The following is a 17,734-nucleotide window of genomic DNA, read 5'->3' as shown; positions in this document are numbered from 1 at the left end:
GTAGAGAATTGTTAAATGACTGAGTGGCTAAAAGGCTGCTCATGCAAAGCCTAGGTTTAAACGAACAACTCTTCAACCAACCAGCCATTCAATCATTTAGTCATTATTAATCGTATCGAAGTACTCCAAAATGTGCCACTTCAGCATGCGCTCTTGCTCCTTTAAGTTGGCAAACGGTACTGGGCGCAGTAGCTTGTAGTGCGGCCAGCCATCCTCGTCCACGCTTTCTAGCTCGTAGTGCCCCGAGATGCTAAAGAGCCGGCAGGTAGCAATGTGCATCAGGTCCTGCTTTTGCTCCTTCGTAAACGGCCCCGCGCCCTGACCTAGCTCCTGCACGCCAATAAGCAAGAGCAAAGCATTCAGATCCGGTTTTTTGCCAAAACGGGCGCGCATCTCATTCATCAGGCTCCACCAGCGCGCTTCAAATTCGGCTTCGGTTTCCTGCGGGTCTAAGCTCATGCCTCGTGCGCGTGAGGTGCCGTGGGCGTAACGGCCTCTGCTTTCAACTCTTCCCAGTATTCCACGGCCCGACGAAAATGCGGAATCACGATGCTGCCGCCGATGAGGTTGGCAATGGCAAACACCTCATAGATTTCTGCATCCGTGAGACCTTCTTCGTGGCACTTGCCTAAGTGGTACTTGATGCAGTCGTCGCAACGCAACACCATGGAGCAGGCCAGACCTAGCATCTCCTTGGTTTTTACGTCCAAAGCGCCATCCTGGTAAGCATTAGTGTCGAGGTTGAAGAAGCGCTTAATGACCTTATTATCAGCCGCCATGATCTTCTCGTTCATGCGGGCGCGGTAATCGTTGAATTCGGTAACGAGGCTCATCCGAAAAAATGGTGAGAGGGTGAAAAGTGAATTTTGAGCAGCAAAGCTTGGCTAGATAATGGCTTTGCGAACACAAAGGTTTACAAAGTATCGATAATAAGAACCTAGGTCCCCGGTGTCATTCCGCGCGAAGCAAGGAATCTGGAAATGACTACTGGGTGATTATTCCTGTAACGGCTTCTCTACTCCATGCTGTTCCGCACTGCGCTATCCGATTTCGTCGGTCTGATCTTCCCGCAAGTATGCCTAGCTTGTGAGGAGCCCCTCGCTCGCGGCGAAGACTACCTGTGTACTCTGTGCCGCACGCAGTTGCCATATACCGATTACCACAAGCTGCCCGCTAGCGAGAATCCATTGGCTCGCCGCTTCTGGGGCAAGCTGCCGATACGCTATGCACTGAGCTACGTACGCTTTCTGCGCCGCGGCCGTGTGCAGCACTTGTTGCACCAACTCAAGTACAAGGGGCAGCGCGATATTGGCTTGGTGCTAGGTCGTTGGTACGGAGCTGAGCTAGCTGAGCAGGGTATTGCCACTGACTTTGACTTAATTGTTCCCGTGCCCCTTCACCCACGTAAGCTGGCCAAGCGCGGCTATAACCAGTCGGACACGTTCGCCGAAGGTCTAGCCCTCGGTATGGCTAGGCCGTGGAGTGCTAGCGCCCTGCGACGCACGGAGCACACCGATTCGCAGACGCGCAAAAATCGCACAGAGCGTTGGAAGAACGTGGCGGAAGTATTTGAGGTAGCTGAGCAGCTTGCCATTGTAGGCAAACACATCTTGGTCGTAGATGATGTACTGACCACCGGCGCTACATTGGAAGCTTGCGCCGCTGCTCTGCTGGCTGCTGGTGCGGCTGAGGTGAGTGTCGCAACCATTGCCTGTGCGGAACACTAACGTCGCCTAGCGTACTTCAAAGTCAACAGCATACGTTTTGGCAGGTACCTGCCCTACTACTTTGTTGTTCTGCACAATATCGATGGCCGTCGTAAAGGCCGTACGGTATTTTCCAACGGGCAATAGTTGCTGCGGACTACGGCCGCAGAAGAACCCAACGGTTGGAATTGCTTTGTCCTCCGCCCACGAAATTTCTTGTGTTAAGGTGCTGTTTGCTAGCAGCAGATTAGCACCTTGGTAGGTACAGAAAACACCCTGGTACGGTACCCCTAGGGAGATACCTGCATTGTCGTTTTTTTCGCGCTGATATACCTCGCAGAAGTGTTCCGTATTGAAGATGGGATTCTTTAGCCCAACATCCTGGCCTGATTTATTGCGGAGCTGAAAGCTGAAGATGACGTTGTCACCTGCCGCGAATACCGTCGTCTCCTGCCGCTTTTCATTCAGCAATACAAAGCGCGCTGTTAGCTGGTCTTGTGGTTTTGCCTCTTCTTTTCCACAGCCTAAGAAAAGCAGAGAAGTAGCAAAACCAGCGAGCAGGAGCGTTTTGCGCATCAGAATAGTAGCTATAATAGTGTTCTTTGTAGAGAGTTCTAGTTAACCTCCTCTGGTTGCATAGACAACAAAAAAAGCCCGAACCATTTGGTTCGGGCTTTCTTATGAAGTGAAGCTAGCTTACTTGTTCGAGCCAGCGTTGATCATCGCGCAGCGGAAACCGATAGTAGCCGTTGCCGAGTCTTCGGCCATGAAGCGGCGCGTACCAGGCGAGAGCCAATACGCTACGTCGCGCCAAGAACCACCTTTGTACACGCGTACGTGGTCGTCGATGAGTGACTGATAACCTTTCTTGTCATACTTCTCGGCAGGGTCCAAGAAACCGTTACGACGGAAGGGGTTCAAGTCTTCCACATCTTCGAACGACAGCGGACGGTAAATGTCCTGTACCCATTCGTTGACGTTGCCCGCCATGTTGTACAGGCCGTAGTCGTTCGGAGGGTAGTTGTAGATATACTCCGTGATCATGGCGCCGTCGTTGAGCGAACCAGCGATACCGGCGTAGTCACCACGGCCGCGCTTGAAGTTAGCTAGGAACTGACCCATCTTCGCACCGTAGGGGTTCCGCACTTGGCGACCATCCCAGGGGTAGATACGCTTGTTTTCTTGGTTCTCGTTGCCCGTTTCCTGGGTGCCAATGAGCGCCTGTGCAGCGTATTCCCATTCAGCCTCTGTGGGCAGACGGTAGTTGGGAAGCGTGTTGCCGTTCTCGATCGAAATCTTTGGTTTGCCTGAGTCGTCGGTGCCTTCGGCAGCCTCGCCACCAGCGTCACCGCCTTTCTTCTTTTTCTTGAAGAGGCCACCGCCACTGCTGCTGCCACTTTCGTCGGCGTTGCCAGCGAGGGTTTCGTTTACCTTGCTCGTACGCCACGTGCAATAGTCGTTGGCCTGGAGCCAGCTTACGCCTACTACTGGGAAGTAACGGAAGCCGGGATAACGCAGGTAGTAATCAACGTAAGGGTCGTTGAACGACAGCTCACGCGCCCACACCGTAGTGTCGGGTAGGGCTGACTGATAGAATTCCTCCGAAGAGTCCTTGCGGACAAAGTGCAGGTATTCGAGCCAGTGGATGTTGGCTACTTCGGCTTCGTCCATGTAGAACGAAGCAATCGTAACGGTCCGTTCTATGTTGTCGTGGGTCATTGCCACATCTTCCTCGGAAGAACCGAGTACGGTGCGACCACCTTCAATGAATACGAGACCAGGACCTTCAGGAATGCCTTTATAATCAGCAACCTTCATACCTTCCTCGGTATTGTATTCCATGCCTGTGGTGGAGCTATACTTACCGGGCTTGGTGGCTGTTGGCGGACCGTGTTTGCAAGATGCCAGCGCGAAGGCTCCGACAACAGCATACTGCAAGTACTTGGAAAAATTCATGATCGAGTTGAAACTACCTGAGAGAAAAGGTTTTATATAAGGCAATTGCGTACAATATTACAACAAACTAAAAGGCCGGGCAAGGAATGACGGGGTAATTCCGCCGTTTCAGCCGGCGCCAGGCGGCTTCGAGCATATCGAAGTTGCGCACGGCTAAGGAAATCTCGTGAGCTCCGCCAAAATCGGAGCTAAACTGACTCAGGCTAGCGTCATAGCTATAACCGAGCCGAAATGATCCGAAGCTCACTCCTACTACACTGGTTAGCACTTGTTGAGGGTGATTTGCACCCGGCAAAGGCAAGCCCCGGTACACAATACCGAGCGTTAGAGGGGTCACGGTACCGTATAACCCTACTTCCGCGCGCTGTGAGCCGCCTTGTTTGGCATAATTCACAACCGGTGAAAGGCTGATTTCACGATACTCTTGCTTAACGGTCGATTTCAAGAAATAATATTTGTACCCGGCATTAATATTCAGGCGAATAGGCAAATTGGTCTGGGTAACGAAACCTAGGTCGGGCTGATTGAGGTGATGCCCCGCTACTCCCAGCCAAAACTGATCGGAGTACAGCAACACTCCCGTGCCTACGGTGAAATAGTTGGTAGGTTTGTAATCAAAAGCTTCCGATGATTGGTTCAAAACGAGTCCGTCGTCAGAAAGTTGGTCGCCGAAAACCAGGTTACTGTAGCTGATACGTTGGTTGCCGTAGCTAAGGTTGATGCCGCCGCTTAAGCTCAAGCCTTCGGTAAGGCGCGTATGATACGCATACACACCACCGGCTTCGAAGCGTGTGTAGCCGATGCTACCGGTGCGGTCGTAATCGATGAGCAAACCAACGGCGCTGCGCTGACTTGGAAAACGGTAATCGGCGGCAAGTTGGCTAGTTTGAAAAGAGCCAGCTAAGGTCGGAAATTGATTGCGGTAGTTTAGCGTAACCCCGTAATCATCGAGTAAGCCGGCAAAGGCTGGGTTGGTGTGCAGGCGTGAAGCAAAAGGTTGAGCAAAATATAGGTCTTGCGCCGTAGCGGTGGTAAACACTCCGACACTAAGCCCCACAGTTAGCGTAGTAGCAGCTAGCTTCTGCCGAAATGGTTGCCACCGCCGAGTTAAAAAAGAAAGCCAATATCCACGCATAACCGGGCCTTCTAACGCGTTGGATAATCGGTTTCGTACATAGTGCCGAACAAAAGCCGGAACTAAAGTGCTTATTTCCATGGGTTGAATTAGGGCAACCGAGTTCGGAACGTTTTATGTGGTGGCGCAAGCCACGAAGCTAGGTTTGGCCAACTGCTCCGAGCAAGGAAACTCATAAATAGCTACTAGGTTGTTGGCTCAACTTCTATGTTTGACTTGAAATCCTATGTTATGAGTGCACGCCTAAGCTGCCTCTCGGCTGACTACCTCGTGCTGAACATTCATTCTGACTGCGTCGCAAGCTCCGAACGAGTTGCGTATTCGCAGCATAACTTTTTTTCTTATGCGTAAAATTTTTGTTGGCCTAGCAATCTTCCTGGTCGTGTTGGTGGCAGCGCTGGCGCTAGCGCCGGTGTTGTTTAAGGACAAAATACAGCAGGCAATTGACAAGCAAATTGCAGAGCGCGTGAACGCGAAGGTAGAGTACAACCCGAGCAACATTGATCTGAGCCTGCTGCGCGATTTTCCTAACCTAGCGCTGAGCGTAAAGGAGTTGCGCATCATTGGTAAAGATTCCTTTGCCCGTGATACCCTAGCTTACCTGCCCGCTTTCCGCCTGGGCATGGACCTGATGAGCGTCGTGCGTGGCGAGCAAATCAAGATCAAGTCCATTCAACTGGATGAGCCTACTATCAGCATCAAGGTGCTGAAAAGCGGCCGTGCCAACTGGGATATATTCCTGTCCGACTCCACTATGGCCGAACAGGGCAAAGACACGACGCAAAACAACATGAGCCTAGCTATCAAGGGCTGGGAAATCACGAACGGCAAGCTGCGCTACGAGGATTTGAGCATTCCGTTTGCGATGCGCGCCGCGAATGTGAACCACACCGGCTCTGGCGATTTCGAGCAAGACGTGTTCGATATGACGTCGAAAACTACAGCCGACAACTTTACCATGAACTACGCTGGCACGGATTACCTATCCAAAACCAAGCTCGATGCCGATGTGACGATGAGCATGGACCTAGCTAAGATGTTGTTCACCTTCAAGGACAATAACGTGCGGGTAAACGACTTCCCAGCGAGCTTCGCCGGCACCATTGCTATGCCGGGCAAAGCCATGGATTTTGACTTGAAATTCAAAGCGCTGGAAACCGACTTCAAAAACATTTTGAGCTTGGTACCGGGTGTATTTACTGAGAAGTTCAAGAACATCGAGACGAGTGGCAAGATGGGCTTCGATGGCTACTTCAAAGGCACGATGGACGATGTGCGTATGCCGGGTTATGGTGTGAACTTGCAAGTGAAAAACGGCATGTTTAAGTACCCCGACCTGCCGCAAGCCGCCCGCAACATCAACGTGGACATGATGGTGGATAACCCCTCGGGCTTTACCAACAACGTGAAAGTGAACGTGAAGCAGTTTCACCTCGACCTAGGGAAGAACCCCATCGATGGCAACGTGGCCATTGATGGCTTAGAGCCGATGAACGTGAATGGCCGCGTGAAAGCCAACGTAGACCTAGCCGAAATGATGAAAGTATATCCGGTGCAGGATCTGCTGTTGCGTGGTCTGTTGTTCGTGGATGCTACGGCCAAGGGCACGTATTCTAAAACGCAGATGCCCGTAGTGAATGCTGCCATGCGCCTGACCAACGGCTACGTGAAGAGCAAGCAGTTTCCGGCTCCCATTGAGAACCTGACGCTGAACGGCACTGTGGTGAACACCACCGGCCAAGTAAACGACACCCGCATTGATATTCCGCAGTTTCGAATGCTGCTGGATGGTGAGCCGTTGGAAGGCCGCGTGGCCGCCCAAAATATTGACAAGCCCGTGTTTGACGCCAATGTGAAAGGCATAATTGACTTAACCAAAATTACTAAGATCTTCCCATTGGAAGGCATGACGGTGACTGGCCGCCTCAGCGGCAACGTGGCGGCCAAGGGCAAAATGGCTGATATCGAAGCGGGCCGCTACCAAAGTGTGGTAGCGTCGGGCACGGTAAACGCCCAGAATGTGACTTATAAGAGCACCGATTTGCCACAAGGCATGAAGGTGACCAAAGCCACCGCCACCTTCAACAACGACAAGATTGTGCTGCAAGACATGACTGGCTTTGTGGGCTCGTCGGACATTGCGGCTTCTGGAACCATTAGCAACTACATGGGCTATCTGTTTACGCCCGGCCAGCCGTTACGCGGCAACCTGACGGTAAACAGCAACCGCTTCAACGTGAATGAGTGGATGGTAGATGAGGTATCCGCTAAGCCCACCACAACTGCGGCAAGCAAAGCCCCCGCTAAGGCGGAAGGCGTCCTGGAAATTCCAAAGTATTTCGACCTAACGCTGAATAGCAATGTGAACCAGGTGGTGTACGACAACCTAAACCTGAGCAACGTGAAGGGCGTGGTGACCGTGCGTGACCAAACTGCCACTCTCAACAACTTGAACTTTAACACCCTAGGCGGCGCCTTCGCTACCAATGGCAGCTACAGTAGCAAAGATCTAGCTCACCCGAAGTTCAACTTTGGTTTGAACATCAAAGACCTGAACTTCCAAAATGCTTTCCAAGCCTTCAACTCCATCAAGACGCTGGTACCGATGGCTGGTTTGGTGCAAGGGGTGTTTTCGACCAACTTCAATGTGAGCGGCGAGATGGGTCCGGATATGATGCCAAACTACAACACTCTAAACGGCAAGGGCTTGTTTGAAGTGGTGAAGGCAGCAGTTGGCAACTTAGAAGTGCTCAACAAGATCAGCAGCCTTACTCAATTGCAGGAGCTGAAGAACTTCGCAGTTGCCAATAAGGATATATCGGCCGAGATTGTAAACGGCAACTTTATTGTGAAGCCTTTCGACCTGACGGTTGGCCAAATTAAGATGACTATTGGTGGCTCAAATTCAGTGGCGGGCGCTTTGGCCTACGTAACGGCCCTGAACGTGCCTACCGGCAAACTAGGTAGCCAGCTTAATAGCAAGGTTTCGCAACTTGCGGGTGTTTCGAACCTGCAAGGCACCGACCGCGTGACCCTAGGTTTGAACATCGGCGGTACCGTGACAAGCCCGCAAGTGAAGCTTACAACTAGTAGCGTGAAAGATCAGGCGAAAACGCTCGTGAGCAACGTAGTGCAAGCCAAAGTAGACGATGCCAAGTTAAAGCTGCAAGCCAGAGCCCAAGTAGCCCAGGATAGCATGCAACGCGAGCTAGCTCGTCGGCAGCAAGATTTGCAGGCTAAGGCGCAAGCAGAAGTGGAAAAGAAGCGCCTAGAGTTGCAAGCTAAAGCCAAAGACAAACTCAGTGGTTTGCTTTTCGGTAAGCCCAAGAAAACGACCTCTACCAGCCCAGCGCCCGGCAGCGCCGATAGCACAAAAACAGAAAAATAGAAATGTTCTAATTTTTTGGTAGAGTTCTTGCAAACAAGAAGCGGATCGACCTCAGTGGCCGATCCGCTTCTTGTTTCAGCTCTTCTCCCTCCCATTCATGCACGTATCGCGCGCCCTCCTCTCCTCCTTTACCCTAGCTTCCATGACATTGCTGGCTAGCTGCGGCAAAGACAAAGACAGTGACTCCAACATGGCAAAAATGGAGGTTCGCTTGACCGACGCGCCCGGCGACTATAAAGCCGTGACGCTGGATGTACGGGGCGTGGAAGTAAACGTGAAAGGCGACGACGTAGACCCGCAAGGTTGGCAAATACTCACGCTGCTGAAGCCCGGCGCTTATGATGTGATGTCCTTCACCAACGGCAACTCAGCCTTACTCACCAGCGCTGATTTTCCGGTGGGTCGCATCTCTCAGGTTCGCTTAAAGCTAGGTGACAATAACTTCGTAACGACCAAAGATGGTCAGACGTACGACCTCAAAATCCCAAGCGGGCAAACTTCCGGGGTGAAGCTAAAAGTGAATGCTGACCTGACCAGAAACGTAACCTACGCACTGGTGCTCGACTTCGACGTGGCAAAATCCATCGTAGAGCGCGGCAGCTGGAAGCCCGGTAGTGACAAAAAAGAGCGTTTTCTGCTCAAGCCCGTTATCCGCACGGTGGCCAACGCGGTGGCTGGTGGCATCAAAGGCATGGTTGCACCTGCAGAGGCTAAGCCCACCATCCTAGCCATTCGTACTTCGACTACGCCCAACGATACAGTAAGCACCACTTCCGATGCCACGGGCGGCTTTCTGATGCGCGGCTTGCCAGCCGGCACGTACCGCGTCGAATTCAAAACGGTGTCGCCTTACAAAAATGCAGTGGCTACGCCAATTACCGTAACCAACGACCAGATTTCGAGCCTAGCTACAGTAAAGCTCGACTAAACAGTATTTTCTCTCTCCCAATGAGAAGCCCCGTTATCAGGATGATGACGGGGCTTTTTCACTTATTGAAATATTCGTTGCAGAACCTAGGTTAGCTTACCGACCAGTTGCAACAGCTCCTGTTGGGTCGATTGCGTTTTGTCTTTTGCATACCAGCCGTGGACTTGCGTCACAAAATCGTCGTGTGACACGCCTTGGGCTTTTAGCTGCATAAACATTTCCTGCGCCGCAGCCGGGCGCGGGCCCCAGTTGATGACTTCCACGAGCGTATCGGCGTGTAGTATCACGAGCTTCGGAATGGAGCGGCCACCATTGGTAAGGTAGTTATCCATGAGGTCTGGGTGCTCGTCGCGCAGCAAGTAGCGGGTCTCGATCTTACCGTCCGAGGCTTGCGCCGCGGCTTCTAGCACGGGCACAATTTGAGCAGCGTCGCCGCACCAGCCTTCGGTAATAATCAGCCACACGTAGCGGTTTTGCAGGTTAGCCAAGGCCTCGCGGAGTGCTGGTAAAAGTTGCACCGTTTTGTCGATGCGACTCATGCGCTGCACATTCAGGCGGGTGTATTTGGTCAGCTCCTCCGATTGGTTGGGGCCGGTGGTGCGGTCTTGGGCAAGGGCCGCATCAATGAGCTGACGGTAAGAAGAATAAGAGTAACCTGTAGCTAGCTGCTCAGCAGTCAGGACGGGCGTGGTAGTAACAGACGATTCAGACATAGGTCAGAAAACTAGTTTGATAGCATACAACAAGAAAGCAGGCGCTTTGGATAAGCGAAGCCGCGAGAATTTACGCTGAAGCCCGTTGACCAGTTAAGCAATACTAAAAAACGTGGAAGCCCTTTCATCTTGGCAGAGTGAAAGGGCTTCGAACTTAACTCAAAAGAACAATTATAAACTCATGTGGTCTTTGCCTTGCGCATCCATCTCGCGGCAATAGGTGATGAAGTCGGTGTTGATGGGCGTGAGGCCCGCATCCCGCATTTTGATAGCCACCTGGCCGCGGTGGTAGTTGGCATGCACGGGCATGTGGGTGAAGATGTCGGACACCACGCTCGTGAAAGCATCGCCGGCGGAGTTGGTGTACGTGATGGTGCGGTTCAGCTCGGTCTCATCGGCAGCGCGCACGATGCCCACCCATTTTGCCGAGGTTTCTCCGTGCATGCGGTGCAACTCTTCCAGGGCGTGCTCCTGCCACACTTTCACGGGGCTAGGTGTGTTGGTGAGGCGGCCGACCCAGATGTACTGCGCGTTGAGCACGTGGCTGAACAGACGTAAGATGTTAGCGGGAATTGGCTGACCCGTTTCGGCTACGGTTTTATCCAGGTGACGCAGCAGCGTCTCGTTCGCCCACACGTTGTAAATGGCGAGTTTCTCGTTGGTATTAACCATGATGGTAGTACTTGAATGGTAGTGCTTGGTGCTTAGACTGCTCGTACTTGGCCGTAAAGGTGAGTAAACCTTTACTCAAAAACCAAGCACTAGCCACCAAGCTCTACGTAGGAAAAAATCAACGTGCGTCTTGCCAGACGAGTCTTTCCTCGGTGCGTTCCTTCGTGAAGTCGGGGCAGTTACCATCACCTTTGCCCGTAAGACCGCCATCAGGTTTGCAGAGCACCCGGCCGCGACTGTCGTAGAGCGTAGTAAACTGGTCGCAGCAGGGGGCCGTCTCATAGTAAACGACTTGGTTGCGGTAGCGGTAGCGAAGAATCTGAATGGGTGGGTTCAGCTTTTCCTGCGTCGACAACTTCTGAATGCGAGCCTCCAGCCACGGTGGCCGCGCGGTGGTATCGAAGGTCGCCACGGCTGCGTCGGGTACGGGAACGTTGGTGGCCGCACTCGTCGGAGATGGCGTTAAAGTAGTCGTGGGGTTGGTGGTGCCGGTGTTAGGTGGGTCGTTGGGTGTTTGCACGGCCAGCTGTTGCTGGCAGGCAGCCGAGAGCAGCAAAGCCGCACCGGCAACGAATGTAGAAAGCTTCATCTGGCGAGGTATGGGGTTAGAACGGCGGACGCAGATTGTAGAGCCTAGCATGCGCGCAGAAGTTGCGCTGCGGTAAATTAGTTAGCTCTCCATCCTCAACCTCTAACGAGCCGGCTCAACAATAGTTAGTGCAGAAGCGCTAGCACCCGCGGACCAAAAATGAACAAACCAACCAGCAACGCGGCAAAGGCAGCAACTAATACCGCTCCGGCCGCCACGTCCTTGGCCTTACCCGCCAGCGGATGGTACTCGGGCGATACCAAGTCGGTAAGCGCTTCAATAGCCGTATTCACGAGCTCCGCCGTCCAAACAGTGCCTACGGCTAGGGTTACCAGCATCCATTCTGTAGCGGTAAGCTCAAAGTAGAAACCTAGGCCAATGACTACCACAGTCGCTACCGCGTGAAACTGCAAATGCAGCTCTGACCGCAAGGCCAGCCAAATACCCCGAAACGCATGCCCAAAACTGGCGACGCGCCGCTGAAGCAAGTTGCGTTTGTCGGTCCTCGCTTTAGCCACGGGCGTCGAACTCACGGAACACGCTGAGACACAGCTCGTCCCACTCGGGTTTCAAGATGCTGAAATACACCGTGTCGCGACGTTGCCCACCCTGCGTCAGCATGTGGCTGCGCAGGGTGCCCTCTTCTGTGGCGCCCATGCGCTGCATGGCCTCGCGCGACTGCCAGTTACGCGCGTCGGTTTTCAGCTCGACTCGTTCGCACCCTAGCTCGCCAAAAGCATATTTGAGCAGCAAGTGCTTGGCAGCTCGGTTTACGCCTGTGCGCTGAAACGGCTTACCAAGCCACGTAGCCCCGATTTCCACCCGTTTTTCCTCTGGGGTGATGCTCATGTAGCTCGTACTCCCCACTATTTGGTTGGTCATCCGGTCGATGATGACGAAGGGGTAGCGCTTGCCAATGGCTCGCTCTTTCAGGGCATACGTTAGGTAAGTAGCTAGCTCCACGCTGTTTCTAGGCATTGGCGTGGTCATGAAGCGCCACACTTCTGGCTCGAAGGCAATGGCTTTCAGGGCTTCAAAATCGGTGGCCTCCAGCGGGCGGAGCCGGACGCGGGAGTTTTCGAGCGTAATACAGCGGGAGCAGTCCATAGAGGGGTGGATTTGGGCCGCAAAGATAGAAGTCCGAAAAAAGAAAAGCTGTTTTAGGAGGAGAATGATAGTCTGCCACTAACAGCCATAGTTAGTGCAGGCAAAGCGACGAACCTAGGTATGCACGAATCACTTATCAACTTAAGGGCCTCACTGTGCTTCGAAAACAAGGAAGCCTCACACATCATAGCCTAGCCCGCGTAGCAAGGTCTCAAAATCAGTTGGCGACAAATGACCGCCGCTCGCCTGCGGGTGCCCGTGAGCAAAGTTGCTGGGCGGCACAGCGTTTAGGCGCGCAAAAGCGCCGCGCAGCAGTTCCGGAATGTGCAGGTCGCGATTGGCCGTGCGGCCAGCTACTGCTATGTTGCCATCCGGCAAATAACCTAGGTTAGCGCACAGCACCACTCGATCGGGCAGCCGCTGAATCCATTGCTGGGCAATAAGCGGATGAATCTGACAAGGTGAGTCCAGGGTGATGAGCGCTACCGGGGCCGCATCGGGGCTAGCTTTGGGGAAGCGTGGCGGCAGACGACGGGCGGCTTGCAGAGCGGCGCTTACCTCGGCGCGGTACTCGGCCAGCACCGTATCCTGGGCCAACGGGCGCGGGTTATCGTCGGCCATCAGGTGGTGTAGTGGCCGGTCGAGGTCGAATTCGCCGGCACGGCGGGCAGCGTTGCACAGCGCAACGGCTTCCTTGAGCCACTTGGCAGTGTACTGCTTTTTCGTTTCGGCCAGTAGTGGCCACGGGGCGGAATCACCTAGGTCGGAGATGATGCCAATGGCAGCTACCCATTGTAAGTCGTTGATTTCGAGCTCGGCCGCTACTAGTTCATAGGCCAGCCACGCGGAGCACGGCACGGGGTCGAGACCATAACCCGTCAATACGGTACTGTTAGCGGACGGATAGCCTTCCGGGATGTGGTGGTCGACGTAAAGCACGGGCACGCCGTCAGCTTCTAGGGTACCGTGGGCGTGGACACCTAGGTCCGTCACGATGAGGGCATCGGGCTTAAGAGCGAGTAGCTTCTCGCGGACGGAAGGCGTGAGAAACGCATTTTCGCCTTTGCCAGACGGCAGCACTTCCACTTGCCAGCTAGGGTCCATTCGTTGCAATCCACGACCGAACAGGGCGCCAGCGGCCAGCCCATCGGCATCGAAATGGCAGAACACGACTACGCGGCCGTTGGGCGGAATCTTATTGAGAAAGGCACGAAAAGGCGCCACAAATTGCGGGAAAGCAGCAGGCATAAAAAACGGACTGCCAGCATGGTAGCCAGCAGCCCGTTGTTCGTAAAGTTCGGCGCTAAGGTTGTAGCGCGAAGCTCCCGCTTATTTTGGCAAGTCGCCAACCATATCTTCAGGCTTGAGCCACTCGTCGAACTGCTCTTCCGTGAGGTACCCTAGCTTCAGCGCAGTGGCTTTCAAGGTGCTGCCTTCGCGGTGCGCAGTTTGCGCAATTTCGGCGGCTTTGTAGTAGCCGATGTGCGGGTTCAGGGCCGTTACCAGCATCAGTGACGAATCGACGTGCTTCTTGATGTTGTCTTCCAAGGGGCGGATGCCCACGGCGCACTTGTCGTTGAACGACACGCACACATCGCCGATGAGGCGGGCCGAGTGCAGGAAGTTGTAGATCATCAAAGGCTTGAACACGTTCAGCTCGAAGTGGCCGTTCATGCCGCCGATGTTGATGGCCACGTCGTTGCCCATCACCTGCGCTGCTACCATCGTCATGGCTTCCGACTGGGTGGGGTTCACCTTGCCGGGCATGATGCTGGAGCCGGGCTCGTTGTCCGGGATGAACAGCTCACCGATGCCCGCGCGCGGACCCGAAGCCAGCAAACGAATGTCGTTGGCAATCTTCATCAGGCTAGCGGCCACCGTCTTCAGCGCGCCGTGAGCTTCCACGATGGCGTCGTGAGCAGCCAGAGCTTCAAACTTGTTTTCGGCCGTGATGAAGGGCAGGCCGGTCAGGTTGGCAATATGCTTGGCCACGTTCTCCGAGTAGCCGGGAGGCGTGTTGATGCCCGTGCCGACGGCCGTACCGCCGAGCGCTAGCTCCGACAGGTGAGCGAGGGTGTTCTTGATGGCGCGCAGGCCGTGGTCGAGTTGCGACGCATAGCCCGAAAACTCCTGCCCTACCGTGAGTGGCGTGGCATCCATGAGGTGGGTGCGGCCGATCTTCACGATGTTCATGTATTCCTTCGACTTCTGGGCCAGCGTGTCGCGCAGCTTCTCGATGCCGGGGATGGTCACTTCCACCAAGATCTTGTAGGCGGCAATATGCATGGCCGTCGGGAAGGTGTCGTTGCTGCTCTGCGACTTGTTTACGTCGTCGTTCGGAGCCAGGGCTTTTTTCTCGTCGAGCAGGTCGCCACCTTGTAGCACGTGGCCGCGGTAGGCTACTACCTCGTTCACGTTCATGTTGCTCTGAGTGCCCGAACCGGTTTGCCACACCACCAGCGGAAATTGGTCGTCGAGCTTACCTTCCAGAATCTCGTCGCACACGCGGCCGATCAGGTCAGCTTTTTCTTGGGGCAGAATGCCGGCATCGAGGTTGGTGAGGGCCGCAGCCTTCTTGAGGTAGGCAAACGCGCGGATAATCTCCTTGGGCATCTTGTTGATGTCCTGCGCGATTTGAAAATTCTCAATTGAGCGTTGGGTTTGGGCGCCCCAGTAGGCGTCGGCGGGCACCTGAACGGGGCCCATAGTGTCTTTTTCGGTCCGGAATTGCATGAACGGGAAAGCTGATGAAAGAAATCCGACTTGGTGCGGCAAAAGTAAGGAACTACCGCATAGTACGGCTTTCAACTTACGGGCTAGAATTTGGAATGGCAGAAGGCCGAACTGTAGAGACGCGACACTTCGCGTCTCCCCATTGAGCTACCTACCTAGGTAAACAACATCAGCAACGAGGAGACGCAAAGTATTACGTCTCTACACCGTTCGGGCGAGAAGCTAGCCTCGAAGCCACACCCTTGTCGACCTGGCTTGCGTACAGGAGAGCCTACCAATGCACCTCCAACCCCATGAGCACGATCAAAAAAGTAATCGAAGTACTGGCTAGCTCGCCAACAAGCTTCGAAGATGCCCTCCAGCAAGCCCTCACCGAAGCAAGCACTACCGTGCGCGGCATTAGCTCCATTTACATCAAAGACCAGAGCTGCAAAGTGCAGGACAACAAGATTATCGAGTACCGCATCACCGCCAAAATCACTTTCGAGGTGATGCATAAATGGAACCCCACTACCATTAGCGCCGAGGAAGAAGCCGAAAATGTACCTGAAGGCGGCGGGGCTCCCGATTACAGCCACATCGAGATTAAAACCCAGCCCGACTTGCCCCGCGAAGTAGAGCCCGGCGGCAGCGCCACCGAACCTGAAAGCGGCGGCGGCTACAGCGGCTAGGTAGTGAAATAGTGAGGTGTCGTTTTGATCTGCGAGCAGAACAGAACGACACCTCACTATTTCACTGTAAACGGCACGTTTACTTTAACTTTTTGGGCGGCGGGGCGGCCTTTGATGATGGCGGGGCGCCAGGCGGGGCCTTCTTGCACGAGGCGCTTGGCTTCGGCGTCGCATTCTTCACTTAGGCCGTCTGTTACCTTGAGGTTTTCAATTTTGCCTTCGGGGGTTACAGTAAATTCTAGGCGCACGGTGCCCTCTAGGTGCTTGCTTTCAGCTTCTTCGGGGTACTTCAGGTTTTTCTTGAGGTATTCGTCGAACGCGGGGAAGCCGCCAACGGGCATTGCCGCTACGGGTGGCGGGGTAGGCATTTTGCTTTTGCGCTTGCTGCCGTAGCCTATCGTCACGACTTCATTCAACGCTCTGGTGTCGGCGGCTAAAGCAAGGGTCAAGGTGGTATCGTTGGCTAGCTTCTTCTCTTGCGTTTCGTAGCCAATAGAGCTGATTGTCAGGCTCTTTTTATCTTTGGGCACTACCAGCGAGAAGGTGCCATCGGGGCCGGTACTGGTGCCGAGCTTGGTGTCCTTTACTGTAACCGTAACGCCCGGCAATGCCTGCCCTTGTTGATCGGTGATGCGGCCGGTAACAAATTGCGTAGTTCGCCGCACGGAGGTAGTTATTTGCCCAAATCGGGCGGCCGGGCTGCGAGGAGCCTTGCTTACGGCCACTCCGGCCACAGTTCCGGTAAGTGGGGCTGCCACCGAATCGGGTATGCCGACAGAGTTAGGGGCACTGGCTTGCGCTACCATATCTTTCGGTTCGGTACTGATGCTGTCGGCTACAGTTTGAAGTCGGCTGGCCTTCATCAAAGCGGCCTCGCCGGAAGTTGCTGGCTTGGCGCTTCGCCGTGCCGAATACGACCGAGAGGCCGCGGCAGAGCTAGGGGCCATCGCTACTTCGGGTGCTGCTGGCGGTGGTGGGCTAGGTGCTTCTAAGGTCGGGGCCACTTCTGGGGTGGCCAGAGGCGCATCGGCGGGCTGGGCACTAGGCCGCACCGTCACGGTAGCCACTTCCCGCGTCGAGTGCCGCGTTTTGAACTTCTGCCGCCCCAGCCAGCCAACCGTGCCCACTAGTACAAACAGCAGCACCGCTGCCGCAATGGTCGACAGGCGTTGCCAGGCAATAGGGGCTTGCCGCGGCTCCTCCTGTTCGAGGCGGCTGCGCAGCCGCAGCTGCAACTGACTCAGTGCTTTATCGGTAGTAGCTAGGTCTGTCACCGACAAACCTTCTAAAATTTCGGCGCAGTACGGGCAGGCCAGCGTGTGTGCTTCTACCTCGTGCTGACTGGCCGGCGTGAGCGTACCGGCCACGTACTGCCGCAACAAGGCCAGCGGCAGGTGCCCACCCGATTGCGCGGGCAGCGAAGAGGACGGTGACGGATTAGCGGGCCGCATTGGCAGAAGATTCGAGCGAGCGTTTGAGGTTGCGTTTACCGTTTTGCAAGTGACTTTTAACAAGACCTAGGTCGAAGCCGGTTTCATCGGCTATTTCCCGGTAGCATTTCTTTTGAAGGTAAAACAGTTCCAGGCAGCGCCGTTGGCCCTCGGGTAGCTCGGCCAAGGCGTGTTCCATGGCTTGGAGGCGTTCTTCGGTGAGGGTCAGGTCGTCGGCGTCATCTTCTAGATGCGCGGCGGGTGCTAATTCCACAGCCGTGGCGTCGGGAAAGTGCAGCACCAGCGGTCCGCTTTCGGGGCCGGCGCGTTGGCGGGCGCGCAGCTGCATGAGGCAGTAGTTGCGCGCCGTGGTATGCAGCCAAGCCGGAAAGTTGCTCACCTCATGCTGCCGCAGCGTCACGACGAGCTTTTCAAATAACTGCATCACAGCATCTTGGGCGTCTTCGTCGGGGCGCAAGTAGCGGCGGCAAATGGCAAACACCGCTGGCATGTGCCGCTCGTAGAGCGCACCTAGGTCGGCTACCTCGCCTTCGCGGCGGTAGCGAACGAGCAGTTCCTCGTCGGATAGCTCGGCGGGCGACTTCGGGCGGCGCTTGAAAAACATGCGTCACAGAGTTAAGCAGATTTTTCGAAAGCCATAAAAAAATCCGGTGCCGGCGTGTGGAATTCTCCGCACCCCAGCATC

The 17,734-nt window shown here is 54.7% G+C and carries 18 protein-coding genes; 4 read left to right on the top strand and 14 right to left on the bottom strand.

Features of this window, described 5'->3' with window-relative positions; translation table 11 throughout:
• Positions 1-96 precede the first annotated feature (96 nt).
• Together BXP70_RS02905 and BXP70_RS02900 are read right to left on the bottom strand one after the other, a co-directional pair.
• Positions 97-459, bottom strand: a complete 363-nt coding sequence (locus BXP70_RS02905) for a hypothetical protein (protein WP_143436350.1) — start codon at positions 457-459, stop codon at positions 97-99.
• Positions 456-833 carry a carboxymuconolactone decarboxylase family protein gene (locus tag BXP70_RS02900; protein ID WP_086592489.1) on the bottom strand — a complete coding sequence of 126 codons (378 nt, stop codon included), beginning with the start codon at positions 831-833 and terminating at the stop codon, positions 456-458. The genes BXP70_RS02905 and BXP70_RS02900 overlap by 4 nt, the downstream gene beginning before the upstream one ends.
• Positions 834-1,022: 189 nt before the next feature.
• Between BXP70_RS02900 and BXP70_RS02895 the strand changes: the two genes are divergently transcribed.
• On the top strand, positions 1,023-1,727 hold the full coding sequence (locus BXP70_RS02895; RefSeq protein WP_086592488.1) for a ComF family protein: 705 nt from the start codon (positions 1,023-1,025) through the stop codon (positions 1,725-1,727).
• Positions 1,728-1,733: 6 nt separating this feature from the next.
• On the opposite strand, the gene BXP70_RS02890 is transcribed toward BXP70_RS02895, so the two are convergent.
• The 3 genes from BXP70_RS02890 to BXP70_RS02880 all read right to left on the bottom strand — a co-directional run bounded on the left by BXP70_RS02890 (position 1,734) and on the right by BXP70_RS02880 (position 4,797).
• Positions 1,734-2,282: a hypothetical protein gene (locus BXP70_RS02890; RefSeq protein ID WP_086592487.1), complete on the bottom strand. Its 549-nt coding sequence runs from the start codon at positions 2,280-2,282 to the stop codon at positions 1,734-1,736.
• Positions 2,283-2,402: 120 nt separating this feature from the next.
• Entirely contained in the window at positions 2,403-3,662 is a 1,260-nt protein-coding gene (locus BXP70_RS02885; RefSeq protein ID WP_179197559.1) for an SUMF1/EgtB/PvdO family nonheme iron enzyme, read from the bottom strand.
• Positions 3,663-3,729: 67 nt separating this feature from the next.
• Positions 3,730-4,797, bottom strand: a complete 1,068-nt coding sequence (locus BXP70_RS02880; protein ID WP_218779727.1) for a PorP/SprF family type IX secretion system membrane protein — start codon at positions 4,795-4,797, stop codon at positions 3,730-3,732.
• A gap of 343 nt (positions 4,798-5,140) precedes the next feature.
• Between BXP70_RS02880 and BXP70_RS02875 the strand changes: the two genes are divergently transcribed.
• Entirely contained in the window at positions 5,141-8,185 is a 3,045-nt protein-coding gene (locus BXP70_RS02875) for an AsmA family protein (RefSeq protein WP_086592485.1), read from the top strand.
• A gap of 97 nt (positions 8,186-8,282) precedes the next feature.
• Entirely contained in the window at positions 8,283-9,113 is an 831-nt protein-coding gene (locus BXP70_RS02870) for a DUF4382 domain-containing protein (protein WP_245849461.1), read from the top strand.
• Between the two features lie 86 nt (positions 9,114-9,199).
• On the opposite strand, the gene BXP70_RS02865 is transcribed toward BXP70_RS02870, so the two are convergent.
• The 7 genes from BXP70_RS02865 to fumC all read right to left on the bottom strand — a co-directional run bounded on the left by BXP70_RS02865 (position 9,200) and on the right by fumC (position 14,927).
• The gene (locus BXP70_RS02865; RefSeq protein WP_086592483.1) at positions 9,200-9,826 is read right to left on the bottom strand and encodes a thioredoxin family protein; all 627 of its coding nucleotides are present in this window, start codon (positions 9,824-9,826) and stop codon (positions 9,200-9,202) included.
• 171 nt (positions 9,827-9,997) lie between these two features.
• Positions 9,998-10,498 (bottom strand): DinB family protein, encoded by a 501-nt coding sequence (locus BXP70_RS02860; RefSeq protein ID WP_086592482.1) that lies wholly within the window; start codon positions 10,496-10,498, stop codon positions 9,998-10,000.
• Positions 10,499-10,616: 118 nt separating this feature from the next.
• Positions 10,617-11,087 (bottom strand): DUF6970 domain-containing protein, encoded by a 471-nt coding sequence (locus tag BXP70_RS30470; RefSeq protein ID WP_245849459.1) that lies wholly within the window; start codon positions 11,085-11,087, stop codon positions 10,617-10,619.
• A gap of 125 nt (positions 11,088-11,212) precedes the next feature.
• Entirely contained in the window at positions 11,213-11,605 is a 393-nt protein-coding gene (locus BXP70_RS02850) for a diacylglycerol kinase family protein (protein WP_245849457.1), read from the bottom strand.
• Positions 11,598-12,194, bottom strand: coding sequence for a GNAT family N-acetyltransferase (locus tag BXP70_RS02845; RefSeq protein ID WP_086592481.1), 597 nt, complete (start codon positions 12,192-12,194; stop codon positions 11,598-11,600). Before BXP70_RS02845 ends, BXP70_RS02850 begins: the two co-directional genes overlap by 8 nt.
• A 177-nt stretch (positions 12,195-12,371) precedes the next feature.
• Positions 12,372-13,442: a DHH family phosphoesterase gene (locus tag BXP70_RS02840; protein ID WP_086592480.1), complete on the bottom strand. Its 1,071-nt coding sequence runs from the start codon at positions 13,440-13,442 to the stop codon at positions 12,372-12,374.
• An 81-nt stretch (positions 13,443-13,523) separates the two neighbouring features.
• Positions 13,524-14,927 carry a class II fumarate hydratase gene (fumC, locus tag BXP70_RS02835; protein ID WP_086592479.1) on the bottom strand — a complete coding sequence of 468 codons (1,404 nt, stop codon included), beginning with the start codon at positions 14,925-14,927 and terminating at the stop codon, positions 13,524-13,526.
• Between the two features lie 293 nt (positions 14,928-15,220).
• On the opposite strand from fumC, the gene BXP70_RS02830 reads away from it, so the two are divergent.
• Positions 15,221-15,598, top strand: coding sequence for a dodecin family protein (locus BXP70_RS02830; protein WP_086592478.1), 378 nt, complete (start codon positions 15,221-15,223; stop codon positions 15,596-15,598).
• A 56-nt stretch (positions 15,599-15,654) separates the two neighbouring features.
• On the opposite strand, the gene BXP70_RS02825 is transcribed toward BXP70_RS02830, so the two are convergent.
• Both BXP70_RS02825 and BXP70_RS02820 read right to left on the bottom strand, forming a co-directional pair.
• Complete coding sequence (locus BXP70_RS02825) at positions 15,655-17,049, bottom strand: TonB family protein (RefSeq protein WP_086592477.1); 1,395 nt, start codon at positions 17,047-17,049, stop codon at positions 15,655-15,657.
• Positions 17,036-17,653, bottom strand: coding sequence for an RNA polymerase sigma factor (locus BXP70_RS02820; protein WP_086592476.1), 618 nt, complete (start codon positions 17,651-17,653; stop codon positions 17,036-17,038). Before BXP70_RS02820 ends, BXP70_RS02825 begins: the two co-directional genes overlap by 14 nt.
• Positions 17,654-17,734 lie beyond the last annotated feature (81 nt).

This window comes from Hymenobacter crusticola (genome assembly GCF_002154225.1).
GTDB classification, from domain to species: domain Bacteria; phylum Bacteroidota; class Bacteroidia; order Cytophagales; family Hymenobacteraceae; genus Hymenobacter; species Hymenobacter crusticola.
This window is presented reverse-complemented; position numbering and strand designations above follow the sequence as displayed.